The 20,202-nt window shown below is 74.5% G+C and carries 24 protein-coding genes; 14 read left to right on the top strand and 10 right to left on the bottom strand.

Going from position 1 to position 20,202, the window contains the following annotated elements:
- Window positions 1-56: 56 nt before the first annotated feature.
- Window positions 57-890 carry a DUF4394 domain-containing protein gene (locus IG69_RS0109075; protein ID WP_030527846.1) on the bottom strand — a complete coding sequence of 278 codons (834 nt, stop codon included), beginning with the start codon at window positions 888-890 and terminating at the stop codon, window positions 57-59.
- A gap of 247 nt (window positions 891-1,137) precedes the next feature.
- On the opposite strand from IG69_RS0109075, the gene IG69_RS0109080 reads away from it, so the two are divergent.
- The 5 genes from IG69_RS0109080 to IG69_RS0109100 all read left to right on the top strand — a co-directional run bounded on the left by IG69_RS0109080 (window position 1,138) and on the right by IG69_RS0109100 (window position 5,658).
- Complete coding sequence (locus tag IG69_RS0109080) at window positions 1,138-1,926, top strand: electron transfer flavoprotein subunit beta/FixA family protein (RefSeq protein ID WP_030527847.1); 789 nt, start codon at window positions 1,138-1,140, stop codon at window positions 1,924-1,926.
- 32 nt (window positions 1,927-1,958) lie between these two features.
- Window positions 1,959-2,918 carry an electron transfer flavoprotein subunit alpha/FixB family protein gene (locus IG69_RS0109085; RefSeq protein WP_030527848.1) on the top strand — a complete coding sequence of 320 codons (960 nt, stop codon included), beginning with the start codon at window positions 1,959-1,961 and terminating at the stop codon, window positions 2,916-2,918.
- A gap of 139 nt (window positions 2,919-3,057) precedes the next feature.
- The gene (locus tag IG69_RS0109090; RefSeq protein ID WP_030527849.1) at window positions 3,058-4,242 is read left to right on the top strand and encodes a cysteine desulfurase family protein; all 1,185 of its coding nucleotides are present in this window, start codon (window positions 3,058-3,060) and stop codon (window positions 4,240-4,242) included.
- Window positions 4,242-5,324 carry a tRNA 2-thiouridine(34) synthase MnmA gene (gene mnmA / locus IG69_RS0109095; RefSeq protein WP_030527850.1) on the top strand — a complete coding sequence of 361 codons (1,083 nt, stop codon included), beginning with the start codon at window positions 4,242-4,244 and terminating at the stop codon, window positions 5,322-5,324. Before IG69_RS0109090 ends, mnmA begins: the two co-directional genes overlap by 1 nt.
- Window positions 5,314-5,658: a TraR/DksA family transcriptional regulator gene (locus tag IG69_RS0109100; protein ID WP_030527851.1), complete on the top strand. Its 345-nt coding sequence runs from the start codon at window positions 5,314-5,316 to the stop codon at window positions 5,656-5,658. Before mnmA ends, IG69_RS0109100 begins: the two co-directional genes overlap by 11 nt.
- Window positions 5,659-5,663: 5 nt before the next feature.
- Here the strand turns inward: IG69_RS0109100 and IG69_RS0109105 are convergent, their stop codons facing one another.
- Entirely contained in the window at window positions 5,664-5,858 is a 195-nt protein-coding gene (locus IG69_RS0109105) for a hypothetical protein (protein ID WP_030527852.1), read from the bottom strand.
- 109 nt (window positions 5,859-5,967) lie between these two features.
- On the opposite strand from IG69_RS0109105, the gene IG69_RS0109110 reads away from it, so the two are divergent.
- Complete coding sequence (locus tag IG69_RS0109110; RefSeq protein ID WP_030527853.1) at window positions 5,968-6,942, top strand: pirin family protein; 975 nt, start codon at window positions 5,968-5,970, stop codon at window positions 6,940-6,942.
- 66 nt (window positions 6,943-7,008) lie between these two features.
- Here IG69_RS0109110 and IG69_RS0109115 read toward each other — a convergent pair whose 3' ends face one another.
- Together IG69_RS0109115 and pdxR are read right to left on the bottom strand one after the other, a co-directional pair.
- A complete protein-coding gene (locus IG69_RS0109115; RefSeq protein ID WP_030527854.1) occupies window positions 7,009-7,290 on the bottom strand; it encodes an excalibur calcium-binding domain-containing protein in 282 nt (93 codons plus the stop codon).
- 72 nt (window positions 7,291-7,362) lie between these two features.
- Complete coding sequence (gene pdxR / locus IG69_RS0109120; RefSeq protein ID WP_036829631.1) at window positions 7,363-8,784, bottom strand: MocR-like pyridoxine biosynthesis transcription factor PdxR; 1,422 nt, start codon at window positions 8,782-8,784, stop codon at window positions 7,363-7,365.
- A 79-nt stretch (window positions 8,785-8,863) separates the two neighbouring features.
- On the opposite strand from pdxR, the gene IG69_RS22500 reads away from it, so the two are divergent.
- Genes IG69_RS22500 through IG69_RS0109135 form a run of 3 tightly spaced genes read left to right on the top strand, consistent with a single transcriptional unit; the run spans window position 8,864 to window position 11,738 of the window.
- Window positions 8,864-9,772 (top strand): DUF1272 domain-containing protein, encoded by a 909-nt coding sequence (locus IG69_RS22500; RefSeq protein ID WP_084696698.1) that lies wholly within the window; start codon window positions 8,864-8,866, stop codon window positions 9,770-9,772.
- Window positions 9,769-10,770, top strand: a complete 1,002-nt coding sequence (locus IG69_RS0109130; protein ID WP_245616119.1) for a uroporphyrinogen decarboxylase/cobalamine-independent methonine synthase family protein — start codon at window positions 9,769-9,771, stop codon at window positions 10,768-10,770. The genes IG69_RS22500 and IG69_RS0109130 overlap by 4 nt, the downstream gene beginning before the upstream one ends.
- Window positions 10,770-11,738 (top strand): DMT family transporter, encoded by a 969-nt coding sequence (locus IG69_RS0109135; protein ID WP_051750393.1) that lies wholly within the window; start codon window positions 10,770-10,772, stop codon window positions 11,736-11,738. Before IG69_RS0109130 ends, IG69_RS0109135 begins: the two co-directional genes overlap by 1 nt.
- A 12-nt stretch (window positions 11,739-11,750) precedes the next feature.
- Here the strand turns inward: IG69_RS0109135 and IG69_RS0109140 are convergent, their stop codons facing one another.
- Both IG69_RS0109140 and IG69_RS0109145 read right to left on the bottom strand, forming a co-directional pair.
- Window positions 11,751-13,244: a long-chain-fatty-acid--CoA ligase gene (locus IG69_RS0109140; protein ID WP_030527859.1), complete on the bottom strand. Its 1,494-nt coding sequence runs from the start codon at window positions 13,242-13,244 to the stop codon at window positions 11,751-11,753.
- 111 nt (window positions 13,245-13,355) lie between these two features.
- Window positions 13,356-13,712, bottom strand: a complete 357-nt coding sequence (locus tag IG69_RS0109145; RefSeq protein ID WP_030527860.1) for a YciI family protein — start codon at window positions 13,710-13,712, stop codon at window positions 13,356-13,358.
- Window positions 13,713-13,819: 107 nt separating this feature from the next.
- Here IG69_RS0109145 and IG69_RS0109150 point away from each other — a divergent pair, with 107 nt between their 5' ends.
- From IG69_RS0109150 to ligA, 3 genes are read left to right on the top strand one after another with little or no spacing between them, the layout of a single operon-like run.
- On the top strand, window positions 13,820-14,296 hold the full coding sequence (locus IG69_RS0109150; RefSeq protein ID WP_030527861.1) for a mycothiol transferase: 477 nt from the start codon (window positions 13,820-13,822) through the stop codon (window positions 14,294-14,296).
- 44 nt (window positions 14,297-14,340) lie between these two features.
- Window positions 14,341-14,706, top strand: a complete 366-nt coding sequence (locus IG69_RS0109155; protein WP_030527862.1) for a hypothetical protein — start codon at window positions 14,341-14,343, stop codon at window positions 14,704-14,706.
- Window positions 14,707-14,746: 40 nt separating this feature from the next.
- Window positions 14,747-16,900: an NAD-dependent DNA ligase LigA gene (ligA, locus tag IG69_RS0109160; protein WP_036829633.1), complete on the top strand. Its 2,154-nt coding sequence runs from the start codon at window positions 14,747-14,749 to the stop codon at window positions 16,898-16,900.
- Window positions 16,901-16,918: 18 nt separating this feature from the next.
- Here the strand turns inward: ligA and IG69_RS20970 are convergent, their stop codons facing one another.
- Both IG69_RS20970 and IG69_RS0109170 read right to left on the bottom strand, forming a co-directional pair.
- Window positions 16,919-17,920, bottom strand: coding sequence for a hypothetical protein (locus IG69_RS20970; RefSeq protein ID WP_051750394.1), 1,002 nt, complete (start codon window positions 17,918-17,920; stop codon window positions 16,919-16,921).
- Window positions 17,917-18,216, bottom strand: a complete 300-nt coding sequence (locus tag IG69_RS0109170) for a hypothetical protein (RefSeq protein WP_030527865.1) — start codon at window positions 18,214-18,216, stop codon at window positions 17,917-17,919. The genes IG69_RS20970 and IG69_RS0109170 overlap by 4 nt, the downstream gene beginning before the upstream one ends.
- A 127-nt stretch (window positions 18,217-18,343) precedes the next feature.
- On the opposite strand from IG69_RS0109170, the gene IG69_RS0109175 reads away from it, so the two are divergent.
- Window positions 18,344-18,694 (top strand): hypothetical protein, encoded by a 351-nt coding sequence (locus IG69_RS0109175; RefSeq protein ID WP_030527866.1) that lies wholly within the window; start codon window positions 18,344-18,346, stop codon window positions 18,692-18,694.
- Window positions 18,695-18,713: 19 nt separating this feature from the next.
- On the opposite strand, the gene IG69_RS0109180 is transcribed toward IG69_RS0109175, so the two are convergent.
- Complete coding sequence (locus IG69_RS0109180) at window positions 18,714-19,169, bottom strand: hypothetical protein (protein ID WP_030527867.1); 456 nt, start codon at window positions 19,167-19,169, stop codon at window positions 18,714-18,716.
- Window positions 19,166-19,585: a YbaB/EbfC family nucleoid-associated protein gene (locus IG69_RS0109185; protein ID WP_030527868.1), complete on the bottom strand. Its 420-nt coding sequence runs from the start codon at window positions 19,583-19,585 to the stop codon at window positions 19,166-19,168. The genes IG69_RS0109180 and IG69_RS0109185 overlap by 4 nt, the downstream gene beginning before the upstream one ends.
- Before the next feature lie 62 nt (window positions 19,586-19,647).
- On the opposite strand from IG69_RS0109185, the gene IG69_RS0109190 reads away from it, so the two are divergent.
- A complete protein-coding gene (locus IG69_RS0109190; protein WP_030527869.1) occupies window positions 19,648-20,199 on the top strand; it encodes a hypothetical protein in 552 nt (183 codons plus the stop codon).
- The last annotated feature ends 3 nt before the right edge of the window (window positions 20,200-20,202 follow it).

The following is a 20,202-nucleotide window of genomic DNA, read 5'->3' on the forward strand; positions in this document are numbered from 1 at the left end:
CCTCGGTGAGCGAGGAGGACGTCCGGGGGCGGCGCACGAGCATTCGACGGCCCCGGTCAGCGACCCGTCGGGACCGCGAGGTCGAGCACCTGGGTGCCGCGCGGGAACCAGCCCTCCCGGGTGGCCTTGCCGGTGAGCAGGTCGACGCGGTACAGGCCGGCCTTCCCGTCGACCTCGAGCGCGGCGTACGCACGGTTCTTCCGGTCGATGTCCATGCCACCGCGGGTCGCGTCGACGCCGAGCGAGCCCGTCGGGGCCAGCGAGCCGGCGTTGGCCGGCGACTGGACGACCACCTGGTCGGCCTTCGTGTCGATGTCGAAGAGCGTCGTCGCGGTCGCGGCGTCGGTGTCGGGGTTGGTGTACGCGGCGGCAGTCACGCCCGTCGACGGGCCGGTGGCCCCGGTGACGTTGAGCGGGGTGTCGGCGATCGTCGTGCCTCCGGGGTTCACGTCGTGGCGCAGGTTCTGGCCGGTGTCGCTGATGACCCGCAGGCGGTCGGCCGCGGGGTTGAAGTCGACGCCGAAGTGCTTGCCCTCGAGGGCGACCGTGAGCCGGTTGGCGAGCGTGGCCTTCGGCGCCTTGGTGAAGAGCAGGCGCCGCTCGGGGACGGTCACCGTGTAGACGCCGCCGCGGTCCCCGACGGCGTAGAGGCGCCCGTCGGCCGGACGGTGGTCGATACCGACGAGGCGCGTGTCCAGGGTCAGGCCGGTGACGGCACCGAGCGAGCGGGCCGAGCCCGGACGGTCGAGGTCGACGGCGACCAGCGTCCTCGCGCCCGCCAGCCCGACGGCGTCGGGGGAGGGCAGGAGGGTGGCGGTGGCGGCGGGCGCCATCGGGAGGGCGAGGGCGGCGGTGAGGACGCCGGCGGCGGCGAGGCGGGTGCGGTGCATCGGGAGCTCCTTCGGTCCGTGGCTGGTACCGGTGGATACGGGGCCCGGCGCGTGTCCGTTGAACGCCGTCGCAGGTTTCTTCGGCGCGCCGTCGCGCCCCGGATGGCCGCGGGACCCTCGACGGGGTGGTGACCGTCACGCCGACCGGGTGGTGAACGAGCGCTCACCGGCTGAGAGGATGGGAGGCGTTGTGCGCCGGGGACCACCCGGCGCAAGACCCCCCACGACACGAAGGGACGAGGGACGGATGAACATCGTCGTCTGCGTCAAGTACGTCCCGGACGCCCAGTCCGACCGGACGTTCCAGGAGTCCGACAACACCGTCGACCGCGCCGTCGACGGCCTGCTCTCCGAGCTCGACGAGTACGCCGTCGAGGAGGCCCTCAAGATCGTCGAGGCCGCCGGCGACGGTGAGGTCACCGTCGTGACGGTCGGCCCCGAGGCCGCCGCCGACGCGCTGAAGAAGGCTCTCCAGATGGGCGCCCACAAGGCGGTCCACGTGCAGGACGAGGCGATCCACGGCTCGGACGCCGTCGGCACCTCGCTCGTCCTCGCGAAGGCCGTCGAGAAGGCGACCGACGGCAGCCCGGAGCTCGTCCTCACCGGGATGTCCTCGACCGACGGCGTCATGGGCGTCGTGCCCGCGATGCTCGCCGAGCGCCTCGGCCTGCCGCAGGTCACCTACGCCTCGGAGCTGACCGTCGGCGACGGCCGCGTCACCATCCGCCGCGACGGCGACGTCGCGTCCGAGACCATCGAGGCGGCGTTGCCGGCGCTCGTCTCGGTCACCGACCAGATCAACGAGCCGCGCTACCCCTCCTTCAAGGGGATCATGGCCGCCAAGAAGAAGCCGGTCGAGACGTGGTCGCTGGCCGACCTCGGCGTCGACGCCGGCGACGTGGGCCTCGGCGCCGCGTGGACCTCGGTCGTCGCGTTCGCCAAGCGCCCGCCGCGCGAGCAGGGCCAGATCGTCACCGACGAGGGCGAGGGCGGCGCGAAGCTCGCCGAGTTCCTCAGCGCCCAGAAGTTCCTCTGACCGCGGCCGCCCGAGACCAGGAGCACAGACCCATGGCTGAAGTACTCGTCCTCGCCGACCACGCCGGGGGGCGCCTGCGCAAGGCGACCGCCGAGCTGCTGACCCTCGCCCGCCGCCTCGGCGAGCCCTCCGCGGTGCACATCGGCCCCGGCGCCGAGACCGCGCAGAAGACCTACGCCAAGTACGGCGCGCACAAGGTGTACGTCGTCGACGACGCCGACGCCGCGACCTACCTCGTGGCCCCGCAGGCCGAGGTCCTCGCGCAGCTCATCGAGAAGACCTCTCCCGCAGCCGTGCTCATCCCGAGCAACGCCGCCGGCAAGGAGATCGCCGCCCGCCTGGCCATCAAGGCCGGCTCCGGGATGATCACCGACGCCGTCGACGTCCGCGCGGGCGAGGACGGGACGCCGGAGACGACGCAGTCGGTCTTCGCCGGCTCGTACACGGTGACCGCGAAGGTCACGACTGGCACGCCGATCATCTGCGTCAAGCCCAACTCGGCCTCCATCGAGGCCGCGCCGGAGGCCGGCGCGGTCGAGGCCGTCGAGGTGAGCGTCAGCGACGCCGCGAAGGCGGCCCGCATCACCGACTCGCAGCCGAAGAAGGCGACCGGGCGCCCGGAGCTGACCGAGGCGGCCATCGTCGTCTCCGGCGGCCGCGGCACCGGTGGCGACTTCTCGCCCGTCGAGGAGTTCGCCGACAGCCTCGGCGCCGCCGTCGGCGCGAGCCGCGCGGCGGTCGACGCCGGCTGGTACCCGCACAGCAACCAGGTGGGCCAGACGGGCAAGCAGGTCTCGCCGCAGCTCTACGTCGCGGCCGGCATCTCGGGCGCCATCCAGCACCGCGCGGGCATGCAGACGTCCAAGACGATCGTCGCCGTCAACAAGGACGAGGAGGCGCCGATCTTCGAGCTCGTCGACTTCGGCGTCGTCGGCGACCTCTTCTCGGTCCTCCCGCAGGCCACGACCGAGGTCAAGAAGCGCAAGGGCTGAGCCGACCACCGCTCACGAGGCGGTCTCGTCGCGCGCGAGCGCGACAGGTGAGGGGCGAGCGATCCGCTCGCCCCTCTGCCGTACCCGGGGCGACTCCGGCCGCCGGCCCGCCAGGTCCCGAAACGTAGACTCGACCCTCGTGACGCACTACCTCGACCACGCGGCGACCACGCCGATGCTCCCCGCCGCGGTCGAGGCGTTCGTCGAGTCGGCGGGCCGCGTCGGCAACCCCTCCTCGCTGCACACCTCGGGCCGCGCCGCGCGCAAGACCGTGGAGGAGTCGCGCGAGCGGATCGCCGCGGCCCTGGGCGCCCGACCCTCGGAGGTCGTGTTCACCTCAGGCGGGACCGAGGCCGACAACCTCGCCGTCAAGGGCACCTGGCTCGCCCGCCGGGACGCCGAGCCGCGCCGGGTGCGGGTGGTGGCCAGCGCCATCGAGCACCACGCCGTGCTCGACCCCGTCGAGCACCTCGTCGAGCGGCGCGGGGCCCGGGTGTCGTGGCTCGAGCCCGACCGCTGCGGGCACCTGTCGGCGGACGACCTCGCGGCCCTGCTCGCCGAGCACGCCGACGACACCGCGCTCGTCTCCGTCATGTGGGCCAACAACGAGGTCGGCACCGTCCAGCCCGTCGCCGCGCTGGCCGCCGCCGCGCGCGCCCACGGTGTCCCCTTCCACACCGACGCCGTCCAGGCGGTCGGGCACCTGCCGGTGCGCTTCGACGACTCCGGCGTCGACCTGATGACGGTCACCGCGCACAAGCTCGGCGGCCCCCTCGGGGTGGGGGCGCTGATCGCCCGTCGCGACGCCGTCCTCGTGCCGCAGCTCCACGGCGGCGGCCAGGAGCGCCAGGTCCGCAGCGGCACGCTCGACGCCCCCGCGGTCCACGCGTTCGCGGTCGCCCTCGACCACGCGGTCGCCACCCGCGACGTCGAGGCCAAGCGGGTCATGGCGCTGCGCGACCGCCTCGTCGAGGGTGCGCTCGCGCTCGACCTCGGCATCTCGGTGAGCGGCTGCTGGCGGCCGGGAGACGCCGAGGGGCGCCTGCCCGGCAACGCCCACCTCCTCGTCCCCGGCTGCGAGGGGGACTCGCTGCTCTACCTCCTCGACGCGGCGGGGGTGGAGTGCAGCACCGGCTCGGCGTGCCAGGCCGGGGTGCCGCAGCCCAGCCACGTCCTCCTCGCGATGGGCCACGACGAGACCGCGGCCCGCGGCGCGCTGCGCCTCACCCTCGGGCACACCTCGACCGACGCCGACGTCGACGCCGTCCTCGCCGCCCTCCCCGGGGTCGTCGAGCGGGCCCGGCGGGCCGGCGGGCTGCTCTGATGCGCGTCGTCGCCGCGATGTCCGGCGGGGTCGACTCCGCGGTCGCCGCCGCACGGATGCTCGACGCCGGCCACGAGGTCGTCGGCGTCCACCTCGCCCTCTCGCGCTCGGCCGCGACGCTGCGCGAGTCGGCCCGCGGCTGCTGCACCCTCGAGGACGCCGGGGACGCGCGCCGGGTCGCGGACCGCCTCGGCATCCCGTTCTACGTCTGGGACCTCGCCGCCCGGTTCGAGCGGGACGTCGTCGAGGACTTCGTCGCCGAGTACGCCGCCGGGCGCACCCCGAACCCCTGCCTGCGCTGCAACGAGAAGATCAAGTTCGCCGGGCTGCTCGACAAGGCGCTCGCCCTCGGGTTCGACGCGGTGGCCACGGGCCACTACGCGCGCGTGGTCGAGGGGTCGGCGGGGCGCGAGCTGCACCGCGCGGTCGACGCGGCCAAGGACCAGTCGTACGTCCTCGGCGTCCTCGACGCCGACCAGCTCGGGCGCGCCTTCTTCCCGCTCGGGGACCTCACGAAGCCGCAGGTGCGCGAGGAGGCGGCGGAGCGCGGGTTCTCGGTGGCGCGCAAGCCCGACAGCCACGACATCTGCTTCATCCCGGACGGCGACACCCGCGGCTTCCTCGGCCGGCGCCTGGGGGAGCGGCCCGGCGAGCTCGTCGACGCGGTGAGCGGCGAGGTCGTGGGCGAGCACGCCGGCGCGCACGGCTTCACGGTCGGCCAGCGGCGCGGGCTCGGCATCGACCGCTCCCGTCTGGACGGCGACCCCCGCTACGTCGTCGAGGTCGACGCCCCCCGCAACCGCGTGCTCGTCGGCACGGCCGACCTGCTCGGCGTCGACGTCGTCGACGGGGCGCACCTGCGCTGGTGCGGCCCGGCGCCCGCCGGGGAGGTCGCGGTCGGGGCGCAGGTGCGGGCCCACGGCGAGGAGGTGCCCGCGACGGCCGCAGTCGAGGGCGACGCGGTCCGCGTGCGGCTGGAGCGACGGCTGCGCGGGGTCGCGCCCGGCCAGTCGCTCGTGCTCTACGACGGCACCCGGGTCGTCGGGTCCGCGACGATCACGGGGACCTCGCGTGCCGCCTGAGGCCACCCCGGCCGAGCGGCTGCTCGCCGAGCGGGCGGCCCTCCTCGAGCGGCTCGCGGGGATGGAGGCCGACATGGGCCGCCTCGTCGAGGCCTCGCAGGACTCCAACGCCGACGACGAGCACGACCCGGAGGGGCAGACCATCGCGTACGAGCGCTCGCAGCTGGCGGCCCTGACCGACGGGCAGCGCGAGCACCTCGCCGAGCTCGACGCCGCGCTGCGACGCGTGGACGACGGCACCTACGGCGTGTGCTCGGTGTGCGGCGAGCCGATCCCGGCGGGCCGGCTCGAGGCGCGGCCGACGGCCCGCACCTGCGTGCGGCACGCGCGCTGACGGGGTCAGCCGTCGCGGCTGCGCCGGCCGCCGAGGAAGGCCAGGGCGAGCCCGGCGAACGCCACGAGCGGGCCGACGACGGCCCAGAGGGTCACGCCGGTCATCGGGCTGCCGCCGACGTAGCCCAGGCCCTGGAGCATCCAGAGCAGGCCGACGAGCACGAGGACGGCGCCGAGGACGACGGACACGGAGCGGCTCATGCGTCGAAGGCTAACCCGTGCCCCGGGTCGCGGAATAGTTGAACTGTCAACTACTGTTGGACGCGGTGACCCTCCACCCCGGAGGATGACCACGAGGAGCGTGAGTGACATGCCGGCCGTGACCGTCGAGAACATCCTGGCCCTGCCGCGGGTCTCCGAGCCCCTGCCCACGGCGGTGTCCCGTCCGGTGCGCTCGGTGACCACCGCCCCGCAGGGTTTCGAGGGCGAGGGGTTCCCGGTGCGCCGCGCGTTCGCCGGCGTCGACCTCGCCGCCCTCGACCCCTTCATCCACATGGACCAGATGGGTGAGGTCGAGTACGCCCCGGGCGAGCCCAAGGGTACCGCGTGGCACCCGCACCGCGGCTTCGAGACCGTCACGTACATCATCGACGGCTCGTTCGTGCACCGCGACAGCCACGGTGGCGGCGGCGTCATCACCAACGGCGACACCCAGTGGATGACGGCCGGCTCCGGTCTGCTCCACATCGAGGTCCCGCCGGAGGAGCTCGTCGTCAGCGGCGGTCTCTTCCACGGCCTCCAGCTGTGGGTCAACCTGCCGGCGGCGCAGAAGATGTCGGCGCCGCGCTACCAGGACATCCGTGGCGGCGACGTCGCGCTGCTGTCCAGCCCCGACGGCGGCGCGCTCGTGCGCGTCATCGCCGGCGAGCTCGACGGGCACGAGGGCCCCGGCATCACGCACACGCCCATCACCGCGCTCCACGTCACCGTGGCGCCCGGCGCGCGTGTGCGGCTGCCGTGGAACCCGGCCTACAACGCGCTCGTGTACTCCCTCAACGGCAACGGCTCGGTCGGCCCCGACCGGCGTCCGCTGCGGATGGGCCAGCTCGCGGTGCTCGGTGGCGGTGACGTCGTCGAGGTCGGTGCGGACGAGAGCCAGGAGAGCCGCAGCCCGAGCCTCGACCTCTACATCCTCGGTGGGCGCCCGATCCGCGAGCCCGTCGCGGCGTACGGCCCGTTCGTCATGAACACCCGCGCCGAGCTGATCCAGGCGTTCGAGGACTTCCAGGCCGGTCGCCTCGGGACCATCCCGAGCGAGCCGCACCCGGGCCACGACGTGCTCTGACCCCGCACGACAGCGACGCCCCCGTCACCGTGAGGTGACGGGGGCGTCGTCGTGCCGACCTGTGGCTCAGCGCTTCTCGCAGGCGATGCCGTCCTTGTCGCGGTCGAGGCCCTTGTTGGCCCGCATGGCCTGCGCGTAGAGCGAGTCGCTCTTGCGGAACGTCGTGACCGGCCGGCCGGACGTGCGGTCCCTGGCCTTCACCTTGCCCACGCCGTGCGGGTACTTCTTGTTGACGCTCGTGCAGTTCTTCCACGTGCCGGTGACGGCGCCCGCGGGCGCGGCCGGTCCGATGGTGAGCGCGACGGCGACCGCCGCGACGACGGCTGCTGCGCCGGACTTCCGGGACATGACGGGTCCTTCCCCCTGGGTGTCGACGGACCGACGCTAGCGGTCGGGACGCCTGCGGCGCAGGCGAACCGGTCAGCGCATGACCGCGGCGGCGAGCAGCTCGACGGCGTCGCCGGCGCAGGACTCGGGCAGACCGGCGTAGCAGACGACCAGGCCGCGCACGTCCGACTCGACGGCGTACGCCGACAACGGGCTCACCTCGACACCGACGTGCGCGCAGCGCCGGGCCACCTCGTGGTCGTCGGTGCCGTCGGGCAGGCGCAGGACGACGTGCAGCCCCGCGTCGACGCCCTCGAGGACCGCGTCGGGCATCCGGTCGGCCACCGCGGCGACGAGGGCGCCGCGGCGGGCCGCGTAGGTCCGGCTCGCGCGCGCGTGGTGGGCGGCGAGGGCGCCGGACGAGACCAGCTCGGCGAGGGCGAGGCCGGTCGCCTCGTTGACGACGAGGCCGCGCGACTCGACCGCGACCCGGAAGGCGTCGCGCCGGTGCCGGGGGACGGCGACCCACGCCACGCGCAGCGACGGCGCGAGGAGCTTGGAGGCGGTGCCGACGTAGGCGACGTGGTCCTGCGCACCGGGCAGCGACCGGAGCGCGGGGAGCGGGGAGACGTCGTAGCGGAACTCCCCGTCGTAGTCGTCCTCGACGACGAGGCCGCCCGTCGTGCGGGCCCAGTCGAGCAGCGCGACGCGGCGGGTCACGGGCATCCGCGCGCCGAGCGGGTACTGGTGCGAGGGCGTGACGTAGACGGCGGCTGCCTCCGCGGGAAGCCGGGTGGGGTCGAGGCCGTCGGCGTCCACGGGCACGGGGTGTGTGCGGACCCCCTCGGCGCCGAACGCCGTCCAGGCCTCGACGTAGCCCGGGTCCTCGAGGGCGACCGTCCGGCCCACGAGCCCGAACGCCTCGGGCAGTGCCCGCAGCGAGCCGCCGACCCCGGGGACGACGAAGAGGTCGTCCGGGTCGACCACCACACCGCGGCTGCGGCGCAGGTGGTCGGCGAGGACGCCCCGCAGGAGGGTGTGCCGCGGGACCTCGCCGGCGTCGTTGCCGGGCAGGGCGTCCCCGACCGCCCGCCACGCCCGCCGCCACGCGGCCCGGTCCAGCAGGGAGGTGTCCGGGCGGCCGGGGCGCAGGTCGAAGCGCGCGGCGGGGACGGGAGGGGCCGCGGTCACGGGGCGCTCGCGGCCCGGCTCGGGGACGTGGGTGGCGGCGCCGGCGCGGGCCGCGACGTCCGCGCCGGCGGCGACGACGGCGCCCGACCCGGCGCGCGAGACGAGGAACCCGGCTGCGGCGAGCTCGTCGTAGGCGGCGACGACCGGACCGCGCGAGACGCCGAGGGAGGCCGCCAGGGTCCGGGTGGAGGGGAGCGTGTCGCCGGGGCGCAGCCGGCCGGAGCGCAGGGCGTCGACCACGGCGTCGGCCACCCGGTGGCGCAGCGGCGCGGACGAGTCCGCCAGGCGCAGGGGCAGGTCGAGGGCGCGGGGGGATCGGGCCACGGCCGCACCATACCGGTCCTGCCCGATCGGTCGATAGTGGTCCTTCCGCGTGGTCCAGTGGTGTTGGCAGGATGGCCTCGTGACCCTGGAGATGCGCCCGTCGTGCGAGTGCTGCGACGCCGACCTGCCCGCCGACGCCGTGGGGGCGGTCGTCTGTTCCCACGAGTGCACGTTCTGCGCGGGGTGTTCCGAGCACCTCGAACGGGTGTGCCCGAACTGCGGCGGCGAGCTCGTGCCGCGCCCGACCCGGGTCGGCGACGCGCTGCGCCGCACCCCCGCCTCCACCGAGCGCGTGGTGTCCGCGGGGGAGTGTCCCGGCACCGGCTACTGCGGTCTCGCGCACGCCGACCGTGCCCCCGAGCGGCTCGCTCGCCACGCCGAGCGCGGCAGCACCGAGCGCGGCGCCCTCGACGCGCTCCTCGACGAGGTCCTCGCCGGCACGCTGTCGACCGTCGTCGACGGCCGGCCGTGGGTCGTCCCGATGCTCTTCGCCCGCGACGGCGACCGCATCCTGCTGCACGGCTCGACCGGGGCGGGCGCGCTGCGCCGGGTGGCCTCCGGCGCACCCGCCGCCCTGACGGTCGTGTCCGTCGACGGGCTCGTCGTCGCCCACACGACGTTCGAGTCGTCGGCCAACTACCGCTCGGCCGTCGTCCACGGCGAGCTCGTGACCCTGACCGGCGCCGAGCGCGCCGGCGCCCTCGACCGGCTCTCGGACCGCCTCCTGCCCGGGCGCACCGGCGAGGTACGGCCGACGACCCGCCGCGAGGAGGCCGCGACGCTCGCGATGGCCCTCCCCATCACCGACGGACGCTGGCTGCTCAAGGCGCGCGCCGGGGGCCCGAGCGCCCCCGAGGAGGAGACCGCCGGGGCCTGGTGCGGTGTCGTGCCGCTGCGGACCGTGGCCGGTGTGCCCGAGCCCGCGCCGTGGGCCGGTGACGCGCCGGTCCCGGCCTCCGTCGAGGCACTCGTCGGACGGTGGACGTGACGACGTCGGCGCCGGTGCGCGCCACCGGGATCGGCTCCTGGCCGGGGGCGTCGGCCCGCGAGGCCGTCCGCACGGTGCGCGACCTCCTCGTCGACGGCGACGGCTTCGGGCTGCCCTTCCTCCCCGAGACGCCCGCGCGGGGTCCCGGGGCCGACATGGTCGGCCGGGCCGCCGGGATGCTCGTCGACCTGCCCGTCGACCTCCAGCCGAGCGGATGGCGGCTGGTCGACCGGCCGGGCCGGGACGCCTCGCGCACCGCCTCGCTCCTGCGCGAGGACCTCGACGAGCTCGCCGAGGCCTACGACGGCTGGTCGGGCCCGCTCAAGGTGCAGGTCTGCGGGCCGTGGACGCTGGCCGCCACCCTCGAGCTGAACCGCGGCGAGCGGGTCGTCACCGACCCCGGCGCCGCCGCGGACCTGCGGGCCTCGCTCGCCGAGGGGATGGCCCGCCACGTCGCCGACGTCCGCCGGCTCGTGCCCGGCGCCGAGGTGGTGCTCCAGGTCGACGAGCCGGCCCTCACGGCCGTCCTCGAGGGCTCGCTGCCGACTGCGTCCGGCTACGGCCGGGTGCGCGCGGTCGACCCGCAGACCGTCGCCTCCGGCCTGCGCGAGCTCCTCGCGGCCCACGACGGGCCGACCGTGGTCCACTCCTGCCACCCCGCGGCGCCCGTCCCGCTCCTGAGGTCGACCGGGGCCGGGGCGCTCGCGCTCGACCTCACCGCCGCCTCGCCCGCGCGCTGGGAGAGCGTCGCGGCGACGCTCGAGGCGGGAACCGGGGTGTACGCGGGCGTCCTCGCGACCGACGGCTCGACGACCGACACCGGGGCTCACCGCGCGCTCGTCGAGGGCCTCGGGCGGGCGGGCCTGGACGCGGCCGCCGTCGAGGGGCTCGTCGTCGCGCCGACCTGCGGGCTCGCGGGGGTCACCCCCGCGGTGGCGCAGGGGGTGCTGCGGGCCGCGCTCGACACCGCGCGGCGCCTCGCGGAGCAGGCGTCCTGATGTCCGGCCCGCGGGTGGCCTGGCAGGTCAAGTTCGTCGCGCTCGTCCTCATCTGGGGTTCGAGCTTCCTGCTCATGAAGGTCGGGCTCGAGTCGCTCGAGCCGGTGCAGATCTCCGGGCTGCGCATCGTCACCGGCGCCGTCGTCGTCACCGCGCTGCTCCTCGCCGGGGGCGGGCGGCTCCCGCGAGGGGTGCGCGTCTGGGGGCACCTGCTCGTGTGCGGCCTCCTGCTCGCGACGCTCCCGTTCACGCTGTTCGCGCTGTCCGAGACGCGGATCTCGTCGGCGCTGGCCGGAATCGGCAACGCCGCGACCCCGATCGCCACCGTGCTCGCGACCCTCGCGCTGCTCCCCGGCGCCCGGGTCACGGGACGGCGCCTCGTCGCCGTCGGCGTCGGGTTCCTCGGTGTCGTGACGATCATGCAGCCGTGGACCTCGACCGAGGGACCGGACCTCGTCGGCTTCGCGATGGCCCTCGCGGGCGGCGCCAGCTACGGCGTCGGGTGGACCTACAACCGCCGCTTCCTCGCCGGCGCCGACCTCGGCGGGCTCGCGATGCCTGCCGCCACGCTGCTCACCGGGCTCGCGCTCATGGTGCCGACGGCGCTCGGCTGGGCGCTGACCCGCCCCGAGGGCCTCGACGCGCTCTGGGCGCACGGGGCCGCGACGGACGTCCCCGGATGGCTCCCGCTCGCCTGCGTCCTGGTGCTGGGGGTCGTGGGTACCGGCTTCGCCTACGTCCTGCAGTTCGACGTCGTCCGGGGCGCCGGGCCGGTCGTCGGCTCGACGATCACCTACCTCATCCCGGTCGTCTCGGTGCTGCTCGGCGTCCTCGTCCTCCACGAGCGGCTCGGGGCCTGGCAGGTGGTCGGCTTCGCCGTCGTCCTCGGGGCGGCGTGGGTCGTCAACCGCCGGCCCCGCACCCCCGAGGCCGCGGTCGTGCGGGAGCGCGAGCAGACCACCGCCTGACCGGGGCTCGGCTCAGCCCTCGGCGGGGGCGCGGACCTCGCGGCGCAGGATCTTGCCGGTCGGGCCCTTGGGCAGCGCGTCGACGACCCACACCTTCCGGGGGTACTTGTAGGCCGCGATGCGCTCCTTCGTGAACGCGATGACGTCCTCCGGCGTCGCGGTCGAGCCCTCGCGCAGCGCGACGGCCGCACCGACCTGCTCGCCGAGGAGGTCGTCGGGCAGGCCGACGACGGCGACCTCGAGGACGTCGGGGTGCTGGTAGACGACCTCCTCGACCTCCCGGGGGTACACGTTCATCCCGCCGCGCAGGATCATGTCCTTCTTGCGGTCGACGATCGTGAAGTAGCCCTCGTCGTCCATCGTCGCGAGGTCGCCGGTGCGGAACCAGCCGTCGGGGATGGCCTCCGCGGTCGCCTCGGGCTTGTTCCAGTACCCCTTCATGACGTTGTCGCCACGGATGGCGATCTCGCCGACCTCGCCGACCGGCACCTCGTTCCCGTCGAGGTCGACGCACCTCATCTCGCACCCGGGGATGGCCACGCCGATGGTGCCCGGCTTGCGCTCCTTGTCGGGCATGTTGAAGCTCGCGACGGGGGAGGTCTCGGACAGGCCGTAGCCCTCGAGGATGACGCAGCCGAACTTCTCCTCGAAGGCCTTCATCACCTCGAGCGGCATCGCGGACCCGCCACTGGCACAGGTGCGCAGCGAGCTGGCGTCCATCCCGTCCGAGCTCGGGTGGTTGAGGATCGCGGCGTACATCGTCGGCACGCCCTGCATGATCGTCACCCGCTCCTTCTCGATGACCTCGACCGCGGCCTGCGGGTCGAAGCGGGGGATGAGGGCGAGCGAGGCGCCCGAGATCGTCGCCGCGTTGAGCCCGACGACGAGCCCGAACACGTGGAAGAGGGGCAGGCAGCCCATGACGACGTCGTCGGCGGTCATCTGCTGGATGACCTGCGCCGAGCGCATCGCGTTGAGGTGGATGTTGCTGTGGGTCAGCTCGGCGCCCTTCGGGCGGCCGGTCGTGCCCGAGGTGTAGAGGATGATCGCGGTGTCGTCGTCCTCGCGGGGAGTGGGCTCGGGGACCGGCGTCCCGCCCTCGAAGTCCTCCGGGCCCATCGCGCCCGTCGTCACGACCCGGGTGCCGCTGTTCTGCGCCCCCTTGACCGCCTCGTCGACGAAGTCCGGCCAGACGAAGGCGATCTTCGCGCCGGAGTCGGTGAAGAAGTAGTCGATCTCGCCGGACTTGAGGAGCGGGTTCATCGGGACGACGATGCCGCCGGCGAGGAGGATGCCCCAGTAGACGACCGGGAAGGCCGGCACGTTGGGGAGGATGACGGCGACGCGGTCACCGGGCTGGATGCCGTTCTCGCGCAACGTCCCCGCGACCTTGGCGGCCATGCCGTGCAGCTGGGCATAGGTGACGCCCTGGCCGTTGACCCGCAGCGCGTCCTGCTCGGGGTGCGCCGCGGCGGTCGTCGTGAGGTTGGTCGAGAGGTTGGTCATCGGTGCTCCTGGGTCCGGCGTCGGTGACGGACCCCCATCCTCGTACGCCGGGGCGCGCTCGCGCCAGAGGTCGGTCGACCCGGCTCTCCTCGTGTCGAGGCGCGGGACCGCTCAGTCCTCGTCGACCGGGCGGACCTCGACGACCGGGTGGGCCCGCAGCAGGACGCGGGCGGCCTCGACGACCGCGTCCCGATCGCTCGCCTGCACGACGTAGAAGCCCGAGAGCTGCTCGGCGGTCTCGGCGAAGGGCCCGTCGGTGACGAGGGCGTCCCCGCTCGGGTCCCGGCGCAGCGTGGCGACGCCGGCGCTCGGACCGAGGGCCGCGCCACCGGTCACCGACCCGCCGGCGGCGCGCAGCCGCTCGACGAACTCGACGTCGGTGTCGTAGGTGGCCTGGCGCTGGTCGGCGGTGGCGGCCAGCCAGGCCGCCTCGTCGTCGGCGGGGAACATGACGATGAACTCGGGCACGGTGGGCATCCTCTCGTGGGGGCGGTCACCGGGACGACGAGCGAGCGGCTCGGTTCTCGACAGCCGCCCTCCCACGACCTCGCACGGCGGCGGGCTAGCCTCGCCGGATGACCGCCGCCGACGAGCTGCTCGCCTCCTGCGAGGGCCTCCTCGACCAGTACGAGGCGCTGTGCCGTGAGCTGGGCGAGCACCACGTCAACGCCCGGCTCGACGAGGTGCCCGGGTCGAACAGCGCCTTCGCGCTCGTGACGCACGTCGCGGGAGTCATGGCGCGGTGGGGGAGGACCGTCAACCGCGGCCTGCCCGTGCCGCGCGACCGGGACGCGGAGTTCCGTGCCGCGGGCACGGCGGAGGAGGCGCTCGCCCTGCTGGCGCGCGCCCGCCGCGACCTGGCCGACGACGTGCGCGCCGCGCGGCTCGGGCACCCGCCCGTCGCACCCCCGCCGGACCAGCCGGACGCGTACCCCACCCAGGGTGCGGTCCTGCTCCACGTCCACGAGGAGCTCGCCCAGCACCTCGGGCAGCTGGAGGTGACGCGCGACATCGTCCTCCAGCGTGCCCGCCGCCAGGCCGGGCAGCGCTAGGGTCCGTCGCAGGAGGGCGGGGGGTCCGTCCGGGAGGGACGGTCGTGTCGGCCTCGATCACCAGCGTGCTGTCGATGCTCCTCGTGGTGGCGCACCTCGTGCCGCCGCTCGTGGGGCTCGTCCTCGTCGCCCGGCGGCGCACCCGCGCGTCGTGGCGGACCTTCGCCCTGCTGTCCTTCGGCATCGGCCTCGTGAGCGGGGTGTCGCAGGCCGCCATCACCGGGAGCTTCTGGTTCGGGGGCACGTGGGGGATGGAGGTGTACCCGGTGCTCTCGCTGCTCCAGACCGCGCTCGGCCTGGTGTCGCTCGTCGGTTCGGCGCTCGGCGTCGCGGCCGTCCTCGCCGACCGTCGGGACGACGAGCCCGCCCCGCCCGCCGCGTCGGCGCCCGGGCCGTACCCGCGGGGCTGACGCGCGCCGGGCCGTCGGTGGTCTGCGGCAGGATGGGCGGGTGAGCGAGACCCCGACCGACCCCGCCGCGCAGGAGCCCGCCGCCACTGTCCCGGACGAGGTCCGGCACGAGTGGGAGACGCTGGCCGAGGAGGCGCGCGGCCACCAGTTCGCCTACCACGTCAAGGACGCGCCGACGGTCAGCGACGGCGAGTACGACGCGCTCATGAAGCGCCTCAACGCCCTCGAGGACGAGCACCCCTCGCTGCGCACGCCCGACAGCCCGACCCAGCAGGTCGGCGGGGCGACCTTCTCCACGGACTTCACGGCCGTCGACCACATGGAACGGATGCTCAGCCTCGACAACGCGTTCTCCGCCGAGGAGCTCGCGGCGTGGGCCGCGCGGGTCGAGCGCGACGCCGGGGGAGCGTCCTTCCACTGGCTGTGCGAGCTGAAGATCGACGGCCTCGCGATCAACCTGCTCTACGAGAACGGCCGGCTCACCCGCGCCCTGACCCGCGGCGACGGGCGCACCGGTGAGGACGTGACGCTCAACGTCCGCACCATCGACGGCGTCCCCACCGAGCTGCACGGCGACGACGTGCCCGAGCTCGTCGAGGTGCGCGGTGAGGTGTTCTTCCCCATCGAGGCGTTCGGCGACCTCAACGCCTCGCTCGTCGAGCAGGGCCGGCCGCCGTTCGCCAACCCGCGCAACGCCGCCGCGGGGTCGTTGCGGCAGAAGGACCCTCGCGTCACCGCGACCCGCCCGCTGCGGATGCTCGTCCACGGCATCGGCGCCCGGCGCGGCTTCGACATCACGCGGCAGTCGGAGGCCTACGACCTGCTCCACGCGTGGGGGCTGCCCACGAGCACGCACTACCGGGTCCTCGGCAGCGTCGAGGACGTCCAAGCCTTCGTCGACGGCTACGGCGAGCGCCGGCACAGCGTCGAGCACGAGATCGACGGGGTCGTCGTCAAGGTCGACGAGCTCTCGGTGCAGCGGCAGCTCGGCTCGACGAGCCGTGCGCCGCGCTGGGCGATGGCGTTCAAGTACCCGCCGGAGGAGGTCAACACGAGGCTCCTCGACATCCAGGTCAACGTCGGCCGCACCGGCCGGGTCACGCCGTTCGGGGTGATGGAGCCCGTCACCGTCGCGGGCTCGACCGTCTCGATGGCCACGCTGCACAACGCCCACGAGGTCGTGCGCAAGGGCGTGCTCATCGGCGACACCGTCGTCCTGCGCAAGGCCGGCGACGTCATCCCCGAGATCCTCGGCCCGGTCGTCGCCCTGCGCGACGGCTCGGAGCGCGAGTTCGAGATGCCGACGCACTGCCCGTCGTGCGGCACCGAGCTCGCCTACGAGAAGGAGGGCGACAAGGACATCCGCTGCCCCAACTCGCGGTCCTGCCCGAGCCAGCTGCGCGAGCGGCTGTTCTCGCTGGCCGGTCGCGGCGCGTTCGACATCGAGGCGCTCGGCTGGGAGGGCTCGACGGCGCTGCTGGAGTCCGGCGTCCTCGACGACCCCGAGCTCGGCGGCCCGAGCGAGGCGATGGTGTTCGCGCTCACGGCAGCCGACGTCGCCCGCGTGCCGCTCTACACGCGCGCGGCCAAGAAGACCGACCCCGAGGACACCGTCGTCGACGGTCGGGTCCTGTCGGCCAACGGGCAGCGGCTCGTCGACAACCTCGGCTCCGCGAAGGACCAGCCGCTGTGGCGCGTGCTCGTCGCGCTGTCCATCCGGCACGTCGGGCCCACGGCCGCCCGGGCGCTCGCGCAGCACCTCGGCTCGATGGAGCGCGTGCGTGAGGCGAGCCTCGAGGAGCTCGCCGGTGTCGAGGGCGTCGGGCCGGTCATCGCCCAGGCGGTCCGCGAGTGGTTCGACGGCGAGGGGTCCGACTGGCACCGGCGCATCGTCGAGCAGTGGGCCGCCGACGGGGTCCGGATGGAGGACGAGCGCGACGAGTCGGTCGAGCAGACCCTCGCCGGCCTCACCGTCGTGGTCACCGGCTCGCTCGAGGGCTACTCGCGCGACGAGACCAAGGAGGCCATCCTCGCGCGCGGCGGCAAGGCGTCCGGGTCGGTCTCGAAGAAGACCGACTACGTCGTCGTCGGCGCCAACGCCGGCTCCAAGGAGGACAAGGCCCGCGAGCTCGGGCTGACCATCCTCGACGAGGCGCAGTTCACCCGCCTGCTCGAGACCGGCTCACCCGACTGAGGCCCCCGCCCGCGCGCGTCAGTGGTGGCCCTCGATCTGGTTCTGGATCGCCGCGTTGATGTTCTTGCCGGCGTCGCTCGCGTTGCCCGGCACCCCGTCCCGGAACGCCTCGCGCACGACCTTGGCCCAGAGGGCGGGGTCGTTGGCGAACAGGTGGCGGTACTGCGGCTTGACGTTGACGAGGTTCATCGCGTCGCGCACGGACATCCCGTTGAGCAGGTGGGCGGGGTCGTTGACCACGTTGCTCCACCGCAGGTTGGGGTGGTTCGGCACCGAGTAGCGGTTGCCGAGGAAGCGCGGGATGTCGTTGAGGATGTCGCGGAGCTCGTGCATGAGGCTGTCGAGGTCGGTGACCGAGTTCTTGAGCCCGGTGATCTTCGGACCGATCTCAGCGACGAGCGCCGACACGCGGGTCGTCGCCTGGTGGATGACCAGCGGGGTCGCCGCGCCGAGGGTGATGACGAGCTCGGCGACATAGCTGCAGATCGCCCCGGCGATCTGCGCCAGGGCGTCGCGCAGCAGCCCGTGGACGAAGCCCACGATGACCGCGGCGGCCTCGGTGCCGATCGACATGGCCCGGGCGGCGCCGGACCAGAACGACAGGCGGTCGGACATCTCGTCGACGTGCTCGCGGTAGCGCGTCATGTTGGGGCCGGACATGCCCTCGAGCTTCTGGTTCGCCCCCATGACGAAGGTCGTGTTGCTCGCCGAGAGGCTGTTGGCGACGTTGAGCCACGTGCCGGCGAAGGCGCTGACCTCCTCGGGGTTGCCCGCGAGGTCGTCGAACCAGCTCTTGATCGGGTCCAGGTGGTCGATGACCCACCCGATGCCTGCGGCGAACAGGCTGCCCAGCGGGTCACTCACCGTCGCCACGACGTCGAACCCGACGGCCACGCCCGACAGCGCCGCGTCGACCCAGCTGCGGTCGCCGATGGCCTGGCACAGTGAGGTGCCCGAGTCGATGAGACCGGCGCCCGAGGTGGCCGACCGCTCGCCCGGGGCGACGACGAGGTCGCTCATCGGCCGGCCCCCGCGACGTTCCCGGCGGCGCTCGCGTCGTCGTCCTGGTAGTTCGTCACCTGCGTGCGCAGGATGGTCACCGTCTCGCCGAGGTCGGCGGCGGCGTTCGAGATGCCGGTGTTGACCGCGCCCGCGAAGAGCCCGACCGTGCTCGCGAGGAACTGGTTGATGACCCCGAAGGACGACCCGTCGAGCGTCGTCTCCGCGGCCGTCGAGCTCGAGCGCACGTCGGCCTCGATGCCGGCCAGGCTCACGGCATGCTGCTGGATGCCCGTGGGGTTCACGTCGTACTGCACGGTGTTCCGTCCCTCCCGAGGTCCCTCGACCCCTCCGCCCGTACGATATGCGGACTCGCCACCCCTGACGATGGGGAGCGCTCCCCGCCGGGTGTCGGGGTGGGAATCTCGACCGAAGGGACGACCGATGGCCTGGGGGCTGCGGCTTCTGCTCGTGCTGGTGGGGATCGGGGTGGTCGGCATCGCTGCACTCGCCCTGTGGCTCATCGTCCGCCCGGTCGTCACCGAGGCGCTCCGTGCACGCGCGACGGGGGACTGGTGGGTCCCGTTCCTGCCGAACGCAACCGGCGGATACGGGCCGCTGGCCGAGAACCACTGGTGGTCGGCCATGCGCGCCGAGACCCCCGGGTCGTCCGGCGGACTCGCGGTGCGCTGGGGCTTCTGGGCCCTCATGAGCGTGCTGCTCGTCGTCGCCGCGGGCAGCATCGTCGTCAACGTCCTGCGTCTCCTGGCCCGAGGCTGGTCGGCGGTCGGCTAGGACGCGACCGGCCTCCGGCTCACCACATCCCGCCGCCGGACGGCGGCGGGGGCGGGGGACGCCTCGGTCCGCGGTCGCCCTCGTCGGTCCCCGTGCGCAGCACGGCCGGCCGGTGGAGCGCACCGGCCTCCCACTGTTCGCGGACGGTGCGGACCTCGGAGGCGTCCTCGCCGAACGCGTCCTCGGCGGTGCGTACGACATGGCGGGCGACCTCGGCCCGGGCACGTGAGATGGCCTCGCCCACCCGCGCGGCCAGCGCGTCGCCGCCGTCGACGCAGGCGCTCGTCGCGATGCGCAGGTCGACGAGGGCTCCGGTGCCGCTCACCGTCGCTCGCACGCCCTCGTGCTCGCCGGCGGCTCGCTGCTGCTCGGCGGTGCGACGCCACTCGAGGGCGGTGCGCGCGCGGGTGGCGAGCCGGTCGAGCTCGGCCTGGCCGAGCCCGTCGATGCGGCTGAGGTCGTCGAACCCGCTCACCAGGCACCTCCCTGCGGTCGGGGGCGGGGGTCCGGCTCGTCGCGCTCGGCGCGGGGGGTGAGCCGCTCGACCTCGTCCGTCACCGCGGCCGTGGTGGCCGACCCGGGTCCCCACGCCGCCGCGGTGGACTCCTCCGTGCGCCGGCGCAGGTCGCGCTGGGCCTCGGCGTGCGCCTCGAGCACGGCCTGGGCGACGGCCTGACCGCCGTGGCCGGCGGCGGTGTCGCTGATGCCGAGCCCGACGACGGTGCCGCCCAGGTCGACCTCGACGCTCACGCCCCCGCGCAGGGCCGTGCCCCGGCCGGTGAGCTGCTCCATCTCGCGCACCCAGACGCCGGACCGCTGCGCGCGCTCGTGCGCGGCCTCGATCTGGGCGTCGATGTCTCCGTAGCCGTTCCCGGCCGATGACCCCACCATGGGCGCCACCCTAGAGGACCGGCGCTCCCCCGGGGCGTGGTCGCGACGGCTACCGTGCGGGGGTGGTCGACGACGTGCGCGAGGTGGTGGTCCGGGTGCAGCGAGGGTTGCGCCTCCTGGCCACCGTGATCATGGCGCCCCTCTGCCTGGGCATCCTCCTGGCGGTCGTCGACGCGGCCCGCGCCGGCGACCCCGGCGTCCCGCTGGGCCGTTCGGGGTGGACGGGCTACGTCGTCGGCGGCTGGCTGGTGTCCGGCCTCCTCCTCGTCGCGATGGCGGGGTCGCTCCTCGTGCTCTGGCGCACGGAGGTCCGCGTCGGGCCGTGGACCGTCACCCGGCGGACGGTGTTCACCCGGCGGGAGACCGGACTGCAGGACCTGCGACGCGTCGTGCTCCGCGGGCCGACGACCGTCTCGCCCACCGGCCCTCGGCCCGCGGCCGTCCTCCTCGTCGACAAGGACGGTCGGACCGCGGCCGCGCTGCGGCCCAGCGAGACGGGCTTCCCGGAGTCCCTGGCCGTCGTGCGTGGCTGGGTGGAACGCCGTCCCGACCTCGTGCGCGACGAGGACACCGCGGCGCTGCTCAGGGCCGTCGGTCCCCGCACCCCCGCCTGAGCG

Source organism: Phycicoccus jejuensis (assembly GCF_000720925.1).
Taxonomy (GTDB): Bacteria; Actinomycetota; Actinomycetes; order Actinomycetales; family Dermatophilaceae; genus Phycicoccus; species Phycicoccus jejuensis.